Origin of the sequence: Mesorhizobium sp. M7A.F.Ca.CA.001.10.2.1 (assembly GCF_003998575.1) — a bacterium.
Lineage (GTDB): Bacteria > Pseudomonadota > Alphaproteobacteria > Rhizobiales > Rhizobiaceae > Mesorhizobium.
Window position 1 is genome coordinate 1 of record NZ_RZQY01000548.1, and the last position, 4192, is coordinate 4192.

The following is a 4192-nucleotide window of genomic DNA, read 5'->3' on the forward strand; positions in this document are numbered from 1 at the left end:
GCGTGGCATAGCCGTTGCCCTGGTGGTGGTTTTCCACATCTGGCCCGCGGTTCTTCCTGGCGGGTATGTCGGGGTCGATGTGTTCTTCGTCATCTCGGGCTATCTCATCACCGGTCTGCTTGCCCGCATGGCGCTGCGCGACGGCCGCATCTCGCTGATGGCCTTTTATTCGCGGCGAGTGCGGCGACTGCTGCCGACTGCGATCCTGGCCCTTCTTGCCACGCTCGCCGGAACGCTGGTCTTCCTGTCCATGGCACGTTGGGAAGAGACGGCAATCCAGGTCGCTGCCAGTGCGCTCTATGTGCAGAACTGGCGGCTTGCCTGGCAGGCGGTCGACTATCTCGGCGCCGAGGAGGCGGCGAGCCCGGTACAACATTACTGGTCTCTATCCATCGAGGAGCAGTTCTATATCGTCTGGCCATTGCTGATGGTGGCAGGCCTTTGGCTGGCGCGCCGTCTCGGGCGGCCAGCGAAAGACGTATTCCTCGTGGGGCTGACCGCGGTTTTTGCCGGATCGCTGATCAGCTCGGTTGTCATCACCCGGAGCGATCCGGCCGCCGCTTATTTCGTAACCCATACCCGTCTGTGGGAGCTGGCGCTCGGTGGCCTGCTGGCGCTGACGGTCCATCGGTTCAGGGCAGGGCTGCCATTGCGCGCCGCAATGGCGATGACCGGTATTGGCGCCATCGGGTTTTCAGCGCTTTTCTTTTCCGCCTCGACGTCATTTCCTGGCGCTCTTGCCTTGCTGCCGACCTTGGGGACGGTGCTCATCATTGCCGCCGGCGGCATCAAACTGGGCCGGTTCGCGGACTTGATGCCAGCATCCTTTGCTATGTCGGCGACCGGTCGTATTCGATCTACCTCTGGCATTGGCCGCTGGTTGTTTTCTATTCGGCGCATCGCCCCGCGGCCGGGCTCCTTGCAGGTCTCGTGCTGATCGCCCTGACGCTGGCAATCTCGGATCTTTCCTACCGATATGTCGAACAGCGCTACCGGCAGCCGCGGTCGGATACGGAACGGAAACCTCTGGCCTATGCCACTGCCGCCGTTGCCGTCTGCGTGATGATGTCGGGTGGGCTCGGCTATGCGCTCGACAGGAAAGACGTCGATATCAGCCTGATCGGGACACCGAATTATCCAGGGCCGGCAGCGCTTCTTGCCAACGCTTCGGTTCCGCGCGACGTGCAACTGCTGCCATCCCTCGGCAAACTCAGGCGTGACGTACCGATCGTCTATCGACTGAAATGCCATCAGGAGCAGGACAGCACGCAAGCTGTGGGCTGCCAGCTCGGCGATCCCCAGGGAACCAGAACCATTGTCGTCGCAGGCGATTCACACGCAGCACAATGGATCCCGGCCATCGACAAGATTGCCAGGGACCGCAAGTGGAAATTGGTCACCTTCACCAAGGCTGCATGCCCTTTCACCCTTGCCGCGGTGACGGATGAAGGTAAGCCGTATGAGGCCTGCGCAACATGGCGCGACAACGTTCGCGCCGAGATCAGGAAATTGCGGCCAGACCTGATGTTCACCAGCCAGTCTCGCTATTCCGACACACCGGAGCCGGCAATGATCGACGGTTTGCGCAGCATCTGGAGCGACTTGAACAGAACGGGCGTGCGTATTATCGCCATTCGGAACACGCCTTTCGTCAAGTTCGATCCCGGTGATTGCCTGGCCGCCGATGCCGACAAATGCGTCAACGCGCGACAGGAGGTGGAGACGAGCGATGTCTTCGCCCTCGCCGCAGGGGCATTGCCGGGGGTCCGTGTCGTTGACATGAACGATGCCTTATGTGGCAAGGACAGCTGTTCGGCCGTGGTCGGCAACATCATCGTCTGGCGCGACCATCACCATATGACGGCCACCTATGCGCTGGCGCTGGCGCCCTATCTGGCGAAGGCGGCGGGTCTCTAGCGAGATATCAAGGCGTAGCGGCTTTTTCGCATCAACATCGTTGACCAACGCCAGGGCCGGCATTCGAACACGACTTAACCCGCCTTTAAACCGCCGCATCTACTCTTCAACCCGAACGCCATAGGCATCGGGGATATCAAGCACAGCGCATGGCGAACCGCAGAGACAGTCGCATCGAACCCAGTTTCGAGGGGCCGCCGCAGGCGCGGTCCTCGGCGGGTCTTTCGGTGAACGAGGAGGATCGCGTCGTGCCGAGCAATCGCAAAGCCTCCGCAAAACGCAAGCCGGCCAAAGGGAAATCGTCGCGGGCCAAGCGCGGCAGAAGCCGGCGCGGCCTGTTCGGTGTGCTCGGCCGGCTGTTCTACTGGTGCTTCGTGTTCGCCATCTGGGGCGGCATCGCGGTGGCCGGCATCGTCGTCTACTATGGCGCCAAGATGCCGGCGGCGACGACCTGGTCGATTCCCGACCGCGCCCCCAACATCAAGATCGTCTCGGCAGATGGCCAATTGCTCGCCAATCGCGGCATGAGCGGCGGCGAGGCCGTCGGCCTGCATGAGATGTCGCCCTATATCCCGGAAGCCGTCATCGCCATCGAGGACCGGCGCTTCTACTCGCATTTCGGCATCGACCCGATCGGTCTGTCGCGCGCCATGGTCACCAACGTGCTGGGCGGGCGTTTCTCGCAGGGCGGTTCGACGCTGACCCAGCAATTGGCGAAGAACCTGTTCCTGACACCCGACCGCACGCTGGAACGCAAGGTGCAGGAAGTGCTGCTGGCGCTGTGGCTGGAGCACAAGCACACCAAGGACCAGATCCTCGAAATGTACCTGAATCGGGTGTATTTCGGTTCCGGCGCCTATGGCGTCGAGGCCGCCTCGCGCCGCTATTTCGGCAAGAGCGCGCGCGACGTCACCCTGTCGGAAGCCGCATTGCTTGCCGGCCTGTTGAAGGCGCCGTCGCGGCTGTCCCCGGCACGCGATCCGAAGGCCGCCGAGGAACGCTCGCAACTGGTGCTTGCCGCCATGCGTGACGAGGGAAAGATCAGCGCCAAGGAAATGACCTCGGCAATGAGCGCGCCGGCAACGCGTGCGCCGTCCTACTGGACCGGCTCGGAGAATTACGTCGCCGACACCATCATGGAGGAATTGCCCGACCTGATCGGCGATGTGCGCGGCGACATCGTCATCGACAGCACCGTCGACCTCAACCTGCAAAAGCTCGCCGAACAGTCGATCCGCAGACTGATCGACGAGAGCGGCAAGAAGCTCAACGTCACACAGGGCGCGCTGGTGTCGATCGACGATTCCGGTGCGGTACGTGCCATGGTCGGCGGCTACGACTATTCGACGAGCCAGTTCGACCGTGCTTCGGAGGCACGTCGCCAGCCGGGCTCGGCGTTCAAGCCGTTCGTCTATATGGCCGCGCTCGAAGCCGGTCGCACGCCCGACAGCATCCGCAACGATGCGCCGATCAAGATCGGCAATTGGACACCCGACAATTACGGCGGCAAGTATTTCGGCAAGGTGACGCTGGCCACCGCGCTGGCCAAGTCGCTGAACTCGGTGGCGGCGCAACTGACCATGGAGGTCGGGCCGAACGCGGTTGTCGAGGCGGCGCACCGCATGGGCATCCAGTCCGACCTGATAGCCAACACCTCGATCGCGCTCGGCACTTCGGAAGTGACGCCGCTGGAGCTGACCTCGGCCTATGTCCCCTTTGCCAATGGCGGCTACAAGCCGGACATCCATTTCATCCGGCGCGTGACGACCACCGAGGGCAAAGTGCTTTACGACAGCGGCGGCGGCAGCGCGCCGCGCGTCGTCAAGCCTGAGATCGTCGGCATGATGAACTCGATGATGACGGGCACGGTTGAGATCGGCACTGCCCGGAAAGCGGCTTTCGCCTGGCCATCGGCCGGCAAGACCGGCACCAGTCAAAATTCGCGCGACGCCTGGTTCGTCGGCTACACCGCCAACCTCACCACTGGTGTGTGGTTCGGCAATGATGATGGCAGCGCGATGAAGAAGGTCACCGGCGGCGCACTGCCGGCGCAGGCCTGGCACGAGTTCATGGTTGCGGCCCACGAAGGTGTGCCGGTGCGGCCGCTGCCCGGCACCTGGAAATCGACGCCGGCCGACACAATCGTCCCCGACGAGATACCCGCGGCGAACAACACGGGGCCGGTGCCGTCGACGTCGGTCGGTCAGAAGGCACCGGCGCGGCCAGCAGCGCCGGTTGCCCAAGCGCCGGTCCGCGCGGCCCGTCCCGCCCGAAC

3 protein-coding genes are annotated in these 4192 nt (G+C 63.3%); all 3 read left to right on the forward strand.

Going from position 1 to position 4192, the window contains the following annotated elements; translation table 11 throughout:
* Positions 1–7: 7 nt before the first annotated feature.
* Positions 8–937 carry an acyltransferase gene (locus tag EN964_RS26930; protein WP_281059572.1) on the forward strand — a complete coding sequence of 310 codons (930 nt, stop codon included), beginning with the start codon at positions 8–10 and terminating at the stop codon, positions 935–937.
* Positions 931–1917 carry an SGNH hydrolase domain-containing protein gene (locus tag EN964_RS26935; protein ID WP_127272552.1) on the forward strand — a complete coding sequence of 329 codons (987 nt, stop codon included), beginning with the start codon at positions 931–933 and terminating at the stop codon, positions 1915–1917. The genes EN964_RS26930 and EN964_RS26935 overlap by 7 nt, the downstream gene beginning before the upstream one ends.
* Positions 1918–2066: 149 nt before the next feature.
* The coding region (locus EN964_RS26940; protein WP_164776013.1) for a transglycosylase domain-containing protein at positions 2067–4192 on the forward strand (2126 nt) is incomplete at its 3' end.